Raw genomic sequence first — 15,695 nt, 5'->3', positions numbered from 1 at the left:
AGCGGAACCGGACTCAGACCGAGGCCGAGACGGCACCGAGCGGGCGGCGGGAGGCGAGCGCGGTGGCGCGGGCCTCTTCCATCCGCTCCGCGGCGCGGTCGCTCAGGCGCGGGCAGGCCTCCAGCAGCGCGGCATTCTCGGCCAGGATGCCGGGGCAGTGCAGCACCACGTCGCAGCCGGCGGCCAGCGCCTGGACCGCCAGATCCTCCGGCCTCCCGGACAGCGCCTTCATGGCGAGGTCGTCGGAGAGCAGCAGCCCGTCGAAGCCGACCTCGTCGCGGATCACCCCCTCGATCACGCGCGGCGACAGGGTGGCGGGGCGTTCGGCATCCCAGGTCTCGTACAGGATATGCGCCGTCATCGCCCAGGCGCCGCGCCCGGAATCGGCACGGCAGACCGCCTGGAAGGGGAAGAGGTCCGCCTCCAGCTCCGCCCGCGTGGCGGAAACGCGCGGCAGGTCGAGATGGCTGTCCGCCATGGCGCGGCCATGGCCGGGGATGTGCTTGATGACCGGGATGCAGCCGGCGGCGCGCAGCCCGGCGATCCAGGCCGCGCCGATCCGCGCCACCTCGGCCGGGTTCTCGGAGAAGGCGCGGTCGCCGATCACGTCATGCGCGCCGGGATGGCGCAGGTCGAGCACCGGGGCGCAGACCACGTCCAGCCCCATCTCCATGCAGGTGGCGCCCAGCAGCGCGGCATTCTCCAGCGCCACCTCCGGGCGGCCCTCGAATCGCGCCCCCGGCGGGAAGGCAGGCCAGTGCGGCGGGCGCAGGCGGGCGACGCGGCCGCCCTCCTGGTCCACCAGGATCGGCGCCTCCGCCCCCAGCACCTCGCGCAACGAGGCGGTCAGGGAGCGGAGCTGCGCCGGGTCGGCGACGTTGCGCGCGAAAAGGATGGCCCCGGCCGGCCGGTGGCGGCGGAACAGCGCCGCCTCCTCGGGCGCCAGGGTGGTGCCGGCGATCCCCAGGATCACGGCGGCGGGCGTGGCGGAGCGGCTCATCCGCCGATCGCCGCGCAGGCCGGCGCGCCCTTGGCCCGGGCGGCCTCGCAGAAGCTGCGGGCGGCGGCGGCATCGCTGAAGCCCCCCGTGCGCAGCCGCCACATGGTCGGCATGCCCGGACGCTCGAAGCGCACCACCATGGGCCGCCGGTCTGCCAGCAGCCCGCCGAGGCGGCCCTTCAGCCGGTTCCACTCGGTATGGGCGGCTTCCTCGCTGCCCAGGGCGCCGAGTTGCACCAGGGCGCTGCCGCCTGTTGCCGCCCTGGCGGGCTCGGAGCGTGCCTCCGGGTGCGGAGCGGCTTCGGGCGCCCGTGCCACCGGGGCCGGCGGCGGGGCGGCGGGCGCCGCCTCCACCGGAGCCTGGGATGCCGGCGCCCCGGGCGCCTCGGCCACCGGGGCCGGCGCCGCGGGCACGACCGGGGCCACCGCGGGCGCCTGGCTGCGCTGGGCCATGCGCGAGGCCTGGGCCGCCTGCCGCAGGGCGTCCAGGTCCGGCTGCTCGGGCGCCGGGGCGACCTGCGCCTGGGCCGGTACGCCCGGCTGGGCCGAACGCGCCCGCTGCGGCTGGTTCTGCGTCTCGAAGATGCGCTCGCCCTGATTGGCGACGCGCAATCCGCCGGGATCGTCCGGGCGGATGCGCAATGGCCGGCTATCGGCCTCGATGACCGGGACGCCGTTGGACACGGCGCGCGACACGCCCCACACGGCCGCCGCGCCGACCCCCAGCACAGCGGTCAGCCCGCCGGCCATGGCCAACATGCGCCAGGGCAATCCCCCACTGCTCTGGCGCTGAACCCGATAGGACGGGACGGTATGAAATTCGCTCACCGCATCTCCTCGACTGGCGTCACCCCCATGACGCGCAGGCCCGAGCGGATCACCAGGGCCGTGGCGGCGACGAGGGCAAGCCTCGCGCGCGTGGCGGCCGGGTCTTCCTCCCGGATGAAGCGCAGGGTCGCGTCATCGCGGCCCCGGTTCCACAATAGGTGAAAGTCCGCCGCCAAGTCACCCAGATAGAACGCAATCCGGTGCGGTTCCCGCGCCGCAGCAGCGGCCTCCACGGTGCGGGGCCAGGCCATGATGCGCCGGATCAGCGCCATCTCGGCAGGATCGGAGAGCGAATCCATCGAGGCTTCCGCCAGTTCCGCGTGTGCCGGGTCCCCTGCCTGGCGCAGCACGGAGCGGCAGCGGGCATGGGCGTACTGGACATAGAAGACCGGGTTGTCGCGCGACTGCTCGACCACCTTGTCCAGGTCGAACTCCATCTGGGCATCGGCCTTGCGGGTCAGCATGGTGAAGCGGACCGCATCCTTGCCGACCTCGTCGATCAGGTCGCGCAGGGTGACATAGGTGCCGGCGCGCTTGCTCATCCGCACCGGCTCGCCGTTCTTCATCACCTTGACGATCTGCGCCAGCACCACGTCCAGCGGCACCGGCCGGTCGCCCGACAGCGCCTTCACCGCCGCCTGCATGCGCTTGACATAGCCGCCATGGTCAGCGCCCCAGACCTGCACCAGCTCGTCGAAGCCGCGCGCGATCTTGTCGGCATGGTTGCCGATGTCGTTGGCGAAATAGGTGTTCGACCCGTCGCTCTTGCGCAGCGGCCGGTCCACGTCGTCGCCGAACTGCGTGGAGCGGAACAGCGTCTGCGGGCGCGGCTCCCAGTCGTCGGGGGTCTTGCCCTTGGGCGGCTCCAGCACGCCCTCGTAGACATAGCCCTTGGCCGCCAGCTCGGCGATCGCCTTGTCCGCCACGCCGTCGCGGACGAGTTGCGCCTCGCTGATATAGACGTCGAAGCTCACACCCAGCGCCGCGAGGTCGTCGCGGATCTCGGCCATCATCGCGTCGATGGTGAAGGCGCGCACGGCGTCGAGCCAGAGCGCGGGATCGGCGGGCGCCACGCCGGGCGCCAGGCTGTCGCCGAACTGCGCCTTCAGCGCCTCGCCGACCGGGATCAGGTACTCTCCGCGATATTGCAGCCCGCCGGGCACCTGCGCCGCGAACTCCTCCTCGGTCAGCGTGGTGCCGAGGGCCTGGAGGTAGCGCCAGTAGGCCGCCCAGGCGAGCGCCTGCACCTGTGCCCCGGCATCGTTGATGTAGTATTCCTTGGTGATGTCCCAGCCGGCCTTGGCCAACAGGTTGGCCAGCGCGTCGCCCACCACGGCGCCGCGGCAATGGCCCACATGCATCGGCCCGGTCGGGTTGGCGGAGACGTATTCCACGTCCACCTTGCGGCCGCCGCCCAGCCCGCCGTCGCCATAGGCCTCCCCGGCCCGCAGCACGACGGGGATCTGGGCCCGCGGCACGGCCTCACGCAGCCGCAGGTTCACGAAGCCCGGCCCGGCCGGCGCGGCCTCGGCCACCAGGGGCGAGGCCGCGAGGCGGGCGGCCAGATCGGCGGCCAGCTTCGGCGGCGGCAGCTTCGCCTGCCTGGCCACCACCATCGCGGCATTGGTCGCCATGTCGCCATGGGAGGGGTCGCGCGGTGGCTCCACCAGGACGCGGGCGAGCGCCTCCTCCGGCAGGTCCGGCAGGATGGCGCGGAGCTGCGCGACGACCTCGGCACGCAGGGTCTGGAAAACGTCCTGTGACATGGAAGTTCCTAGTGGGCTTTGCCGCGGGGCAAGAAGGGTCTCTCTAGCGTCATGGCCTCCCGGGGGGAAACCTCCGGCCACGCCTATCCGGGCATGTTCGGGTCGGTGAGGCGCCGGTGCTCCTCCAGGGCGAAGCGGTCGGTCATGCCGGCGATATAGTCGCAGACCACCGCCGCGGTGCGCGCGCTGCCCGGCCCGTCTGCCTGGGCGCGCCATTCCGGCGGCAGCATGTCCGGCCCGCCATGCAGCAGGGAAAAGGTCACCTGCAGCACGCGCCGGGTCTTCTGCGCCGTGCGGTTTACCCGCCAATGGCGGTACATGCGCTCGCGCAGGAAGGCCCGGGTCTCCTCGTTCAGCGCCGTCATGCGGGCGCTGAACACCACCACTGGCGCGGCGGCGGCGCGGATGTCGTCGGCGCTGCGCGGCTCCAGGATGGCGATGCGGCGCTGCGCCTCGGTCACCACGTCGTTGACCATGGCATTGATCACCCGGCGGATGATCTCGGCCGCGAGGCGGCTCCGCGAGGTGCCCTCCGGCGCACGCGCCCGCGCATCCTCCAGCGCCTCGGCGATCAGCGGCAGGTGCGCGATCTCCTCCAGCGTGAAGATCCCGGCCCGCAGCCCGTCATCCAGGTCGTGGTTGTTGTAGGCGATGTCGTCCGCGATCGCCGCCGCCTGCGCCTCGGCACTGGCATGGGTGGACAGCTCCAGCGGATGCCGGGCGTCGTACTCCGCGATATAGGGTGGCGGGCGGCGCAGCGGGCCATTGTGCTTGGCCAGCCCTTCCAGCGTCTCCCAGGTCAGGTTCAGCCCATCGAAATCGGCATAGCGGCGTTCCAGCGCCGTCACCGCCTTCAGGCTCTGGGCATTGTGGTCGAAGCCACCCCAGGGGCGCATCACCCCGTTCAGCGCCTCCTCCCCGGCATGGCCGAAGGGCGGGTGGCCCAGATCGTGCGCCAGGGCCAGGGCTTCGGCAAGATCCTCGTCCAGCCGCAGCTGCCGGGCGATGGAGCGGGCGATCTGGGCGACCTCGATGGAATGGGTCAGCCGCGTCCGGAACTCGTCGCCTTCGTGGTAGATGAAGACCTGCGTCTTGTACTGCAGCCGCCGGAAGGCGGTGGAATGGATGATCCGGTCCCGGTCCCGCTGATAGGGGGAGCGCGCCCCGCTGCCCGGCTCGGCCACCAACCGCCCTCGCGACGCCGCCGGGTTCACCGCCCAGGGGGCCAGGCCGGAAGGAAGAGGGCCGGACGTCCCGTCGGGACCGGCGGGCGAACCGGAGCGGGTCGCGGAATGTGGGTCCTGCACGGGGAGTGGGCTCGGATCTGAGGGAAAAGGGGTACCGGCCCTAGCACCGGCCATGCGGGCGCGGCAACCCCGCCTTCCCGCCCGGCTCCGCGCCCGTATGGCCCTCATCTGGCATAGGCGGTTGGAAAGCGGTGGCGGGACGTCCTATCTAGGGGACCGATGGAGTCCCGATGACCATGCCGGACGGTAGCCAGACAGCCCCTTCCCCGCCCTTCCGCGCCACGCCGCGCGCCCACCGGCAGATCGCCGAGATCGCCGCCCGCGAGGGCCGCCCCCGGGCCGGGCTGCGCCTCGCGGTCGAGGCCGGGGGCTGCTCCGGGCTGCAATACAAGTTCGAGCTCGCCGACGAGCCCGAGGCCGGGGACACGGTCGTCCGGGCCGAGGACGGGACGGGCGCGCCGGTCTTCATCGACCCGGTCTCGCTCGATTTCCTCCAGGGCGCGGAGCTGGACTGGGCCGATGCGCTGATGGGCGCGCATTTCGCCGTGCGCAACCCGCAGGCCGTCTCGGGCTGTGGCTGCGGCGTCTCCTTCGCGGTCGGCTGAGAAGGCGTCACCCCTCCCTTGCGACTTTGCAGCTTCAACGTGAACTCGGCGCGCAAGCGTGCGCCGAACCTCCGCCACATGCTGGAACGGCAGCAGCCCGACCTCGTCTTCCTGCAGGAGCTGAAGTGCAGGACCGAGGAATTCCCGACCATGGAGTTCGAGGCCCTGGGCTACCGCTGCCACGCCGTGGGCCAGCCCGGCGGGCGCAACGGCGTGGCGGTGCTCTCGCGCATCCCCTTCGAGGTGCTGGGCGAGACCCTGCCCGGCGAGGCCGAGGACGACCATGCCCGCTTCATCGAGGTGCGGGCGGCGGGGATGAACCTGATCGGCATCTACCTGCCCAACGGCAATTCCCGCGGCGAGGAAGGCTATGCCTACAAGCTGCGCTGGATGGAGCGGCTGCGTGCCCTGACCGCCGAGCGGCTGGACCGCTTCACGCCGCTGGCCATCCTGGGCGATTTCAACGTCTGCCCCACCGAGGCCGACCTCGCCCCGCGCACCCTGCCGCCCACCGATGCGCTGGTGCGCCCGGAAAGCCGCGCCGCCTTCCGCGCCCTGGTGAATCTGGGCCTGACCGACGCGGTGCGGGCGCTGCACCCGGAGGAGGCGATCTACACCTACTGGGACTATGGCCCGGCCTTCGAGCAGAACCGGGGGCTGCGCATCGACCATGCCCTGCTTTCGGCAGAACTGGCGGAGCGGCTGACCGGCACCTCCGTGGATGTCGCCGCCCGGGCGGCGGAGAGCCCCTCCGACCACGCGCCGGTGCTGTTCGACCTGGCGGATTGAGCGTCGCTCCCTCCAGGGCCGGGGGCCTATCGCAGCCGCGTCACATCCATGGCGAAGACCAGCGGAAAGAAGGTCGGCCAGCCGTTCCAGCGTTGCGAGCCCGCCTCGCTGACCGACCAGAGCAGCCCGTCCCGGTCGAAGCCCAGATCCTCGATCCCACCAGGCGCGCCATGGCTTTCCAGCCGGGTGCCATCCTCGGGGTCCAGCCGGTGCAGTTCGCCCGGCGCGGCGCCGGCGCTGCAGGCGATCCAGATCCGCCCCTCGGCATCCGCCGCCGCTCCCTGCGCCCGGAGCGGCAGCGGGATATCGCGTACCGCATCGGCCGGGGTGACGGGATGGCCGTCCCCTTCCACGAAACGTTGCACCGGCACGGCATGGAGACGCGGGCTGCCGCTCTTGCGCCAGGGACCGAACCAGAGGGAGCGGCCGTCGCAGGCGAGGAAGGCCGGCCCCATCGACCGGTCCACCCGCCGCGTCGCAAGCGGCCTCGGCCCATCCGGCGCATCGAGGCTGGCGGCGTCGAGCGCCAGGACCATGCCCGAATTCGCGGCGAAGAGCACCTGCCCGTCCGTGGCGAGGCCACCGGGATGACCGAATTCCTCCGGCAGCGCGAAGCTGCCCCGCAGGCTGCCGTCCCGGCGCGACAGCCGGAAGACTCGCGAGGGGCCGTCCGCCTGATCGTGCGTCAGGCTCTGATAGGCCGCGACCAGGATCTCCTCGCCCAGCACGGTCAGGCCCTGGGGCACATAGGCCTCGTTCAGCCCGGGCGCCCAGAAGCGGCGCGGCATCGCCGCCTCGTTCGGCACCGCACTGAGCGCCCGGTCGGTATAGCGCGGCGCATCCCCGGGAATGCTGTCCCGCGCGGAGACCGGTAACGGAGCCGGTTGCGCCGATAGAGGGCCGGGCGCCAGGACCGCCGCACCCAAACCCAGGGTCCCGCCGAGCAGGTGGCGGCGACGCAGCCTGCCCGTCACCGCGTCAGCGCCAGCCACCGGGTTCCCAGGCCCAGCCACCCCGGGTCCAGACCCACTCGCCATGCCTCCAGGTGCCCCCGCCCACGATGTGGCGGAGCACGTAGCGGCCGGGCTCCCAGCGATAGGTGACGCCATCCCACTGCCAGTGTCCGGGCTGCCAGACATACTCCGCGCCGGGCAGGCGCGGCGGCTCCGGCTCGACACGCAGGGCGGGGATCGGCGGGTAGGGCTGCCGCGAGGCATGGGGCGGCATCGTGGGCAGCGGCTGAGGCGGCGGCACACAACCGGCGACCAGCGCCAGGGTGGCGAGCGGAGCCGCGAGGCGCATCACGGCACGGGCGGCGGAAAAAGCGGGACGGAACGGCAAGAGAGTAGGGACTCCGGGCGAAAGGCAGGCAGGATGCACCATGGCCATCCTGCCCGGAGCGTGCCGCCGGATGAAAAGCGGGAGAGACGGCCCACCCGCTTTCCATCCCTCCCGGCGGCGCGGGGTCACGCCCGGCGCGGCGCCTGCCGGGCGAAGGTCAGCACCAGCACGTCCCGGTGTCCCGGCCGCGACGGGTCGATCGGCACCACGGGCGTCACCCCGTGCCAGACCCGCCGGTCGTCCAGCAGAACCGTGTCCAGCGGGTTCTCCAGGGTGAAGCTCGCCTCGCCGGGGAGGGTGCCATCCTGGGCGTCCACGCGGATGCCGGTCACGCCGCCCGCCACGTTCTCGCGCCCGATCAGGGTGACCAGCACGAAGTCCACGCCGTCACGGTGCATGCCCTCCGGCGTCGGCTTGCCGGCGGCGTTGGGACGCGCCTCGATGCGGAACTGGTGCATCTCCACATGCCAGCGGGGCGGCGGCGCCTCGGCCATCTCGAACACCGCCCGTGCCCTGCTCAGCAGGCGCGACAGCGGCGCCCCGGCCGCGATGCCGGGATCCACCGGCTCGAACCATCGCTCCTGCCCGCCATTCAGCGGGTTATGGTGCAGGGTCTGGTAATGCGGCTGGTGGGCCCCCTGGATCAGGGGCTCGCCCTGCGCCGCGCCGAAGACGGCATGGCGGCGCAGGCGGTAGCGGCCGCCATCGGCCATGTGCGTGTCGGGACGAAGGTCGCTCCAACTCGCCACGAATTCCTTCCAGGGCGCGCTCGCCAGGGCCTCCCCCGCCGGGTCGAGCAGGCGCGTGACCTCGTGGCCGGGCAGGAAGACATGGCCCGATTGGCGGATGGCCTCCGCCAGCTCCTCCCGCCTTCTGGTATTCACAGTCATGGACGGTGCTCCAGCATCACCTGCTTCATGCGTCGCACGGCGGCGCCCAGGCCATCGAACAACGCCTGGCCGAGTAGGAAGTGGCCGATGTTCAGCTCCACGATCTCCGGAACGGCGGCTATCTCGGCGGCGGTGACATAGTCCAGCCCGTGCCCGGCATGGCACTCGATGCCCAGCGCCGCGACCTGCCGCGCCGCCTCGGCCAGGCGCAGCCGCTCCCGGTCCCGCGCCGCGCCGGGTGCTGCCTCGCAATAGGTGCCGGTGTGCAGCTCCACCGCTCCGGCGCCGAGCCGCCCGGCGGCCTCGATCTGGCGCGGCTCCGGGTCGAGGAAGAGCGAGACCCGCGTCCCCGCCCCGCGCAGCGCCGCCACGACAGGGGCGAGCTGCGCCTCCAGCCCGGCGGCATCCAGGCCGCCCTCGGTGGTCAGCTCGGCCCGGCGCTCCGGCACCAGGCAGGCGGCGTGCGGGCGGATCGCGGTGGCGAACTCCGTCATCTCCGCCGTCGCGGCCATCTCCAGGTTGATCGGGGCTTGCAGCCGCTCCCGCATGAGGCGGACATCGGCGTCGCGGATATGGCGCCGGTCCTCCCGCAGATGCACGGTGATGCTGTCGGCGCCGCTCTCCAGCGCCAGGACCGCCGCGGCCAGCGGGTCGGGATGCGTGCCGCCGCGCGCGTTCCGCAGCGTGGCGACGTGATCAACATTCACACCCAGCCGGATGGGAAGATTCATGTGGCGGCTCCGGGAATGGTGTTGCGGCGGGCGGCCATTTCCGCCGCCATGCGCAGGGCGGCGAGGAGGCTGCCGGGTTCGGCGATGCCGCGACCGGCGATGTCGAAGGCGGTGCCATGGTCCGGCGAGGTCCGCACCACCGGCAGGCCCAGGGTGACGTTCACGCCGCCATCCATGTCGAGCGTCTTCAACGGGATCAGCGCCTGGTCGTGGTACATGCAAAGCGCGGCGTCATAGCCAGCACGGGCGCGGGGCGTGAACATCGTGTCCGGCGGCAGCGGGCCGAAGGCGTCGATCCCCCCGGCGCGCAGGGCCTCGATGGCCGGGACGACGATGCGCCCTTCCTCGTCGCCCATGGCGCCCCCTTCCCCGGCATGCGGGTTCAGCCCGGCCACGGCGATGCGCGGCGCGGCAATGCCGAAATCCGCCTGGAGGCTGCGGTGCAGCACGCGGCCGGTGCGGAGGATCTCCGCCGTGGTCAGCTCCGCCAGCGCGCGGCGCAGAGAGACATGGATGGTCACCGGCACCACGCGCAGATCCGGGCAGGCCAGCATCATCACTGGCGGCTCGGCGAGGCCGGTCAGTGCACCGAGATATTCCGTATGCCCCGGGAAGCCGAAGCCCGCGCCGTAGAGCGAGGCCTTGCTGATCGGGTTGGTGACGAGGCCGCCGGCCTTGCCCGCCTGGGCGAGCCGCACGGCCGTCTCGATGGAGGACAGGATGGCGGGCGCATGCGCCGCGTCGGGCCGCCCAGGCGTGACCGGCGCGGCGAGCGGCACCGGCAGCACCGGCAGGCGCTCCCGGAAGAGGGTGGCGGCCCCGGCGAGGTCCGCCACCTCCGCCAGCGGCACCATCCGGCCCAGCCGGGCGGCCAGAGCGGCCAGGCGGGCCGGGTCGTCCAGCACCACGAAGACGGGTCCCGCCCCATGCCGGGCGCGTTCCCAGGCGGCGAGTGTCAGTTCGCCGCCGATCCCGGCGGGGTCGCCCATCGTCAGGGCCAGCGGAAGGGCTTCGGCGTCCATGATCGGCCAGAGGTGATGTGGGATCGCTGGAATGGGGCAGGCAGCCGTGCAAAGAAAAGCGGCGGCGGGAACATGCCTGCCCCGTCGCCAGCGGGGTGTTTCAAAGCGTGACTCAGAGGTCCGGGTAGGAGTGCGTCTCCGCCGCGCCGCCCGGATGCGTCACCGCCCCCAGATGCGCCGGGCCGACGAGCTGGGCGTATTTCCACAGCGCGCCACTGTTGTAATCCGTGCCGCGCGGCTTCCAGGCCGCCTTGCGCGCGGCGAGTTCCTCCTCCGGCAGCAGCACATCGATGGTGCCGGCATCGGCGTCGATCACGATGCGGTCGCCGTTGCGCAGCAGCGCGATCGGCCCGCCCACCGCTGCCTCCGGCCCGACATGGCCGATGCAGAAGCCGCGCGTGGCGCCGGAGAAGCGGCCGTCGGTGATCAGCGCCACCTCCGCCCCCATGCCCTGGCCATAGATCGCGGCGGTGGTGGAAAGCATCTCCCGCATCCCCGGCCCGCCCTTCGGGCCCTCGTAGCGGATGACGATCACGTCGCCGGACTTGTAGGCGCGCTGGTCCACGGCGGCGAAGGCGTCCTCCTCGCAGTCGAAGCAGAGCGCCGTGCCCTCGAAGCGGCGGTTCTTCATCCCGGCCACCTTCACGATGGCACCGTCCGGCGCGAGGTTGCCCTTCAGCCCGACCACGCCACCGGTAGGCGTGATCGCCTTCGACACCGGGTAGATCACGTCCTGGTCGGTCGGGAAGACCACATCCGCATGGTTCTCCGCCAGCGTCTTCCCCGTCACTGTCAGGCAGTCGCCATGCATCAGTCCCGCATCGAGCAGCGCCTTGATGATCACCGGGATGCCGCCGACCTTGTGAACATCCAGCGCCACGTACTTCCCGCCCGGTTTCAGGTCGGCGATATAGGGCGTGCGGCGCATGATCGCGACCACGTCGTCCATGGTGAAGCGGATGCCCGCCTCATGCGCGATGGCCGGCAGGTGCAGCCCGGCATTGGTCGAGCCGCCGGTGGCACCCACCACCACCGCCGCGTTCTCCAGCGATTTCAGCGTGACGATGTCGCGCGGGCGAAGGTTGCGGCGCACCAGCTCCATCACCGCTCGGCCCGATTCCACCGCCCAGCGGTCGCGGTCCTCATAGGGCGCCGGCGCCCCGGCCGAGCCGGGCAGCGCCAACCCGATCGCCTCGCTCACCGTGGCCATGGTGTTGGCGGTGAACTGCCCGCCGCAGGCCCCGGCGCTGGGGCAGGCGACGCATTCCAGCGCGTGCAGCTCCTCGTCCGACATGCGCCCGGCGGCATGCATGCCGACCGCCTCGAAGACATCGACCACGGTCACGTCGCGGCCCTTGTAGGTGCCGGGCAGGATCGAGCCGCCATACATGAAGACGCTGGGCACGTTCAGCCGCAGCATCGCCATCATCATGCCCGGCAGCGACTTGTCGCAGCCCGCGAGCCCCACCAGTGCGTCGTAGCAATGCCCGCGCACCGTCAGCTCCACCGTGTCGGCGATGGCGTCGCGCGAGGCGAGCGAGGACTTCATCCCCTGGTGCCCCATGGCGATGCCGTCGGTCACCGTGATGGTGGTGAACTCGCGCGGCGTGCCCTGCGCCTCCCGCACCCCGGCCTTCACGCTCTGCGCCTGACGATGCAGGGCGATGTTGCAGGGCGCGGCCTCGTTCCAGCAGGTGGCGACCCCCACCAGCGGCTGGGCGATCTCTTCCTCGGTCATGCCCATCGCGTAGTAGTAGGAACGATGCGGCGCGCGCTCCGGCCCCACCGTCACATGGCGGCTGGGCAGGCGGGACTTGTCCCAAGCACTCATTCTTCGGCTTCCTTGGCCTGCGTTTCCCCGGCGCCGGTCCGGAACAGCTGGAGGCTGCCTCCCCCGGCTCCGGTCATGGCAAAGGCAGGATCGCCGCAGGCGGGGTTCCGCTCCACCCCAAATCGGCAGCAGCCGGGGCACAGGCGCGCGATGAGGCCCCGGGGAGCCCCTTGCGCGCGCCCCAACCCCTCAGGCCGCGATGCGGCCCAGCGCGGCCTCCAGCCGGGCGATCTCCGCCTGGGCGGCGGCGAGGCGCTCGCGGTTCTCCTCGACCACTTCCGGCTTGGCACGGGCGACGAAATCGGCGTTGTCGAGCTTGGCGGCGATCTTCCTCGCCTCCGCTTCGGCCTTGCCGCGTTCCTTGGCCAGACGCGCGCGCTCGGCATCGATGTCGATGATGCCGGCCAGAGGCAGCATGATCGTCGCCTCCCCCAGCACCGCCTGCGCCACGCCCTTCGGCGGCTCCCCGGCCAGCGGCTGGATCGCCTCGATCCGTGCCATGCGGCCGATGGTGTCCAGCCAGCGCTGGCCGCGCGCCAGCACCTCCGGCCCCGCCCCCTGCACCAGCAGCGGGAAACGTTGGCTGGGCGGTACGTTCATCTCGGCCCGCACGCCGCGCACCGTGGAGATCAGCCCGACCAGCCAATCCATCTCCTCGCGCGCCGCCTCGGGCTCGCTCACGCGCACCGGCTCCGGCCAGCCGGTGTGGATCAGGCTCAGCTCCGGGCCATAGCCCATCCTGTGCCACAGCTCCTCGGTGACGAAGGGCGCCACCGGATGCATCAGACGCAGCAGCACGCCCAGCACGTGCTGCGCCGCGCCCCTGGCCTCGCGCGCCTCCGGCGTGTCGCCCGAGGCGAGCGCGGGCTTGGCGAATTCCAGGAACCAGTCGCAGAAGGTGTCCCAGGCAAAGCGGCGCACCGCGGCGGCGTATTCGTCGAAGCGGTAGGCCTGCAGCGCCGCCGTCGCCTCCCGCACCGCGAGGTTCGCCGCGTCGATCACCCAGCGCGCCAGGGGCGTGGCGCAGGCCTCCGGCAGGAAGCCGGGATCGGCCTGGATGCCGTTCATCTCGCAGAAGCGCGCGGCGTTCCACAGCTTGGTGATGAAGGAGCGGCCGTTCTCCACGCGCGAACGCCCGAGCTTCACGTCACGCCCCGGCCCGGCCAGCGCGGCGATGGTGAAGCGCACGGCGTCGGCGCCGAAGCTGTCGATCAGCTCCAGGGGATCGATCACGTTCCCCTTGCTCTTCGACATCTTCTGGCCCTTCTCGTCGCGGACCAGCCCATGCATGTAGATGGTGCGGAAGGGCACGTCGCCCATGAAGTGCAGGCCCATCATCATCATCCGGGCGACCCAGAAGAAGATGATGTCGAAGCCCGTCACCAGCACGTCGGTCGGGTAGTAGCGCGCGAGCTCCGGCGTCCGCTTCGGCCAGCCCAGCGTGGAGAAGGGCCAGAGCGCCGAGGAGAACCAGGTGTCGAGCACGTCCTCGTCGCGGGTCAGCGCCTCGTCCCGCCCGTAATGGGCGCGGGCCTGCGCCTGCGCCCCGGCCTCGTCGCGCGCCACGAAGGCGGTGCCGTCTGGCCCGTACCAGGCGGGGATGCGGTGGCCCCACCAGAGCTGGCGCGAGATGCACCAGGGCTCGATCTCCCGCATCCAGGCGAAGAAGGTGTTCTCCCACTGCCTGGGGACGAACTGCATGCGCCCGTCCTCGACCGCGGCGATGGCGGGCTTCGCCAGCGTCGCCGCGTCGCAGTACCACTGCATCGTCAGGCGCGGCTCGATCGGCACGCCGGAACGGTCGCCATGCGGCACGGCATGGGTATGCGGCTCGATCTTCTCCAGCAGCTCCAGCCGTTCCATCTCGGCGACGATGGCCTCGCGTGCCTTGAAGCGGTCCAGCCCCGCCAGCGAGCGCACGAAAGCCGGGTCGGCGATGCCCTCGGCCGCGGCGAGCTCGCCCCCGATCTCGTCGAGCGTCACCCGCGCCTCGGCATCCAGCACCGAGAGAGAAGCGAGGCCATGCCGCTTGCCAACCGCGAAGTCGTTGAAGTCATGGCCCGGGGTGATCTTCACCGCGCCGGTGCCCTTCTCCGGGTCGGAATACTCGTCCGCCACCACCGGGATCCGCCGCCCCGTCAGCGGCAGGATCACATGCTTGCCGACGAGGTCGCGGTAGCGTTCGTCTTCCGGATGCACCGCCACGGCAGTGTCACCCAGCATCGTCTCGGGCCGCGTGGTCGCCACAGTCAGGAAGCGGCCGGGCTGTCCCTCCACCGGATACCGCAGGTGCCAGAGATGTCCCTTCACCTCGCGGCTCTCCACCTCCAGGTCGGAGATGGAGGACTGGAAGACCGGGTCCCAGTTCACCAGCCGCCGGTCGCGGTAGATCAGCCCCTGCTCGTGCAGGGTGACGAAGACCTCGCGCACGGCTTCGGACAGGCCCTCGTCCATGGTGAAGCGCTCGCGCGGCCAGTCCAGGCTGGCGCCGAGCCGGCGGAGCTGCCGGGTGATGGTACCGCCGGACTGCGCCTTCCATTCCCAGACATGCTGGGTGAAGGCCTCGCGCCCGATCTCGCGCCGCTTGAGGCCCTGGGTGCCGAGCAGGCGCTCCACCACCATCTGGGTGGCGATGCCGGCATGGTCGGTGCCGGGCTGCCACAGCGTGTCCCGCCCCTGCATCCGGCGCCAGCGGATCAGCATGTCCTGCACCGTGAAGGTCAGGGCATGGCCGATATGGAGGCTGCCCGTGACGTTGGGCGGCGGGATCATGATCGTGAAAGGCTGGGCCGGGCTGTCCGGACGGGCGGAGAAGGCCCCGGAGCTTTCCCAGCCTTCGTAGAGCTTCGCCTCGAAATCGGCGGGCGTCAGGGTCTTTTCGAGCATGGCGCATCCCTGTGCCGGGAGACGCCCGAACGTCAAGTGCGGAAGGGTTGCGTCCGGATCAGAACACCCTTCCGCACCCCGGCCTCAGGAGGCCGGGCGGCCGAGCACCCGCTCGATCTCGGCACGCACCATGCGCTCCACCATCCCCGGCAGATGGGCATCCAGCCAGTTCTTCACCAGCGGCCGAACCTCCTCGCGCACCACGTCCTCGATGCTCGGGCCGTTGCGGGAGATGACGCTCTTCTGCTCGGCCGCCACGGCGCGGGCCAGCTCGCTCAGCGCCGCGGCGGCGGCGGCGGCCGTGGAGGGCGCCAGCAGCGAGCCGTTGGACGGCACCGCATCGGGTGACGGTGCCACGGGGGGCGGGCCGGACGGGGCCTCGGGTGCGACCATCATCGCCTCGGTCAGGGTCAGGGGTTCGGCGGCGGGCGCCGGTGCGGGGCCGGGCGCGGGCGGCGCCTCCTCCGACGGATCATCGGCGTGCTGCGGCGCCGGGCTCGAGGTCAGGGGCGTCGAGCCCGGCAGCGCCGCCGTCTCCCCCCTGGCGGGCGGGAACGCCGCCGGAACCTGTGGTGCCGGGCGGGGTGTCATGTGGGGCGCCGGGTGGGGCGACAGGGCGGCGGTGCCGGGCATGGCCGCCGCTCCCGGCGCGGCGGGGGCAGCGGCGGTGGGCTCGTCCTCGTTCAGGATGCGGCGGATGGAGGCCAGGATGTCCTCCATGTTGGGGTCCTGGCCGGCGGGGCCCTGCGATCCGGACATG

Annotated in this window: 14 protein-coding genes; 2 read left to right on the top strand and 12 right to left on the bottom strand. The window is 72.1% G+C overall.

The genetic code is table 11. The features are described from left to right. Window positions 1–13: 13 nt before the first annotated feature. From nagZ to BT98_RS0105645, 4 genes are all read right to left on the bottom strand, one after another. Window positions 14–1,000, bottom strand: coding sequence for a beta-N-acetylhexosaminidase (gene nagZ / locus BT98_RS0105660; protein WP_019459862.1), 987 nt, complete (start codon window positions 998–1,000; stop codon window positions 14–16). Beyond that, window positions 997–1,758 carry an SPOR domain-containing protein gene (locus BT98_RS23385; RefSeq protein WP_019459863.1) on the bottom strand — a complete coding sequence of 254 codons (762 nt, stop codon included), beginning with the start codon at window positions 1,756–1,758 and terminating at the stop codon, window positions 997–999. The genes nagZ and BT98_RS23385 overlap by 4 nt, the downstream gene beginning before the upstream one ends. 65 nt (window positions 1,759–1,823) lie before the next feature. Then, window positions 1,824–3,593, bottom strand: coding sequence for an arginine--tRNA ligase (gene argS, locus BT98_RS0105650; RefSeq protein ID WP_019459864.1), 1,770 nt, complete (start codon window positions 3,591–3,593; stop codon window positions 1,824–1,826). An 83-nt stretch (window positions 3,594–3,676) separates the two neighbouring features. Beyond that, the gene (locus BT98_RS0105645; protein WP_037249989.1) at window positions 3,677–4,822 is read right to left on the bottom strand and encodes a deoxyguanosinetriphosphate triphosphohydrolase; all 1,146 of its coding nucleotides are present in this window, start codon (window positions 4,820–4,822) and stop codon (window positions 3,677–3,679) included. 248 nt (window positions 4,823–5,070) lie between these two features. On the opposite strand from BT98_RS0105645, the gene BT98_RS0105640 reads away from it, so the two are divergent. Both BT98_RS0105640 and xth read left to right on the top strand, forming a co-directional pair. After that, window positions 5,071–5,445, top strand: a complete 375-nt coding sequence (locus BT98_RS0105640) for a HesB/IscA family protein (protein ID WP_019459866.1) — start codon at window positions 5,071–5,073, stop codon at window positions 5,443–5,445. A gap of 18 nt (window positions 5,446–5,463) precedes the next feature. Beyond that, a complete protein-coding gene (gene xth / locus BT98_RS0105635) occupies window positions 5,464–6,234 on the top strand; it encodes an exodeoxyribonuclease III (protein WP_019459867.1) in 771 nt (256 codons plus the stop codon). A gap of 26 nt (window positions 6,235–6,260) precedes the next feature. Here xth and BT98_RS0105630 read toward each other — a convergent pair whose 3' ends face one another. From BT98_RS0105630 to BT98_RS0105590, 8 genes are all read right to left on the bottom strand, one after another. Further along, complete coding sequence (locus tag BT98_RS0105630; RefSeq protein WP_139341689.1) at window positions 6,261–7,226, bottom strand: NHL repeat-containing protein; 966 nt, start codon at window positions 7,224–7,226, stop codon at window positions 6,261–6,263. After that, window positions 7,213–7,575, bottom strand: coding sequence for a YXWGXW repeat-containing protein (locus tag BT98_RS23380; RefSeq protein ID WP_019459869.1), 363 nt, complete (start codon window positions 7,573–7,575; stop codon window positions 7,213–7,215). The genes BT98_RS0105630 and BT98_RS23380 overlap by 14 nt, the downstream gene beginning before the upstream one ends. 125 nt (window positions 7,576–7,700) lie before the next feature. Next, a complete protein-coding gene (locus BT98_RS0105620; protein WP_019459870.1) occupies window positions 7,701–8,465 on the bottom strand; it encodes a 2OG-Fe dioxygenase family protein in 765 nt (254 codons plus the stop codon). Beyond that, the gene (locus tag BT98_RS0105615) at window positions 8,462–9,196 is read right to left on the bottom strand and encodes a pyridoxine 5'-phosphate synthase (protein ID WP_019459871.1); all 735 of its coding nucleotides are present in this window, start codon (window positions 9,194–9,196) and stop codon (window positions 8,462–8,464) included. The genes BT98_RS0105620 and BT98_RS0105615 overlap by 4 nt, the downstream gene beginning before the upstream one ends. Further along, window positions 9,193–10,218, bottom strand: coding sequence for a 4-hydroxythreonine-4-phosphate dehydrogenase PdxA (gene pdxA / locus BT98_RS0105610; RefSeq protein WP_019459872.1), 1,026 nt, complete (start codon window positions 10,216–10,218; stop codon window positions 9,193–9,195). The genes BT98_RS0105615 and pdxA overlap by 4 nt, the downstream gene beginning before the upstream one ends. Before the next feature lie 112 nt (window positions 10,219–10,330). Continuing rightward, a complete protein-coding gene (gene ilvD, locus BT98_RS0105605) occupies window positions 10,331–12,049 on the bottom strand; it encodes a dihydroxy-acid dehydratase (RefSeq protein ID WP_019459873.1) in 1,719 nt (572 codons plus the stop codon). A gap of 189 nt (window positions 12,050–12,238) precedes the next feature. Further along, a complete protein-coding gene (locus BT98_RS0105595; RefSeq protein ID WP_019459874.1) occupies window positions 12,239–14,935 on the bottom strand; it encodes a valine--tRNA ligase in 2,697 nt (898 codons plus the stop codon). Between the two features lie 84 nt (window positions 14,936–15,019). Continuing rightward, window positions 15,020–15,694 carry a DUF2497 domain-containing protein gene (locus tag BT98_RS0105590; RefSeq protein WP_019459875.1) on the bottom strand — a complete coding sequence of 225 codons (675 nt, stop codon included), beginning with the start codon at window positions 15,692–15,694 and terminating at the stop codon, window positions 15,020–15,022. Window position 15,695 lies beyond the last annotated feature (1 nt).

This window comes from Roseomonas mucosa ATCC BAA-692, assembly GCF_000622225.1.
Classification (GTDB): Bacteria; Pseudomonadota; Alphaproteobacteria; order Acetobacterales; family Acetobacteraceae; genus Roseomonas; species Roseomonas mucosa.
This window is presented reverse-complemented; position numbering and strand designations above follow the sequence as displayed.